This window comes from Myxococcus sp. AM009 (genome assembly GCF_013372605.1).
GTDB classification, from domain to species: domain Bacteria; phylum Myxococcota; class Myxococcia; order Myxococcales; family Myxococcaceae; genus Myxococcus; species Myxococcus vastator.
Genome location: NZ_JABXEP010000484.1, coordinates 1 through 418, shown reverse-complemented (window position 1 = coordinate 418; position 418 = coordinate 1). Strand labels below are relative to the sequence as shown.

Here is a 418-nt window from a genome sequence, read left to right as displayed (position 1 = left end):
GCGCGGCAATGGCGCTCGAACGCTTCAGCGCCGCCGGGTTGCTCTGGATTTGCTGACCGCCCTGCCCGATCGCTTTGATCATGCTGCTCACCGTTTTCGGGTTCTCCCTGCACCATTTGTCAATGCCAATCACGATGCACGGCATCTGCGACGAATACTCGCGCGTCGAAATAATCGAGACCAGACCGCCCTTTTTCTGGGCGACCGTCACATCGCCCGGCGTCCAGGTCACCACGCCATCGACGCGAATCGTTTTGGTTTCGCCGGTTTTCACGCCGTTCCGCACCACGGGCCGCGTCTCGGAATAGCCCGCGACATATTTCTCGACGGCATCGAGATAATCGTTGGCCGAAATCCAGTTGAGCGCGTCGGGATCCCAGGTTTTCTCGTCGGGATTGGTTTTCAGGCCGTTATCGCC

The 418-nt window shown here is 59.3% G+C and carries 1 protein-coding gene; it reads right to left on the bottom strand.

Going from position 1 to position 418, the window contains the following annotated elements:
• The coding region (locus HV824_RS36505; protein WP_176425351.1) for a hypothetical protein at window positions 1-418 on the bottom strand (418 nt) is incomplete at both ends.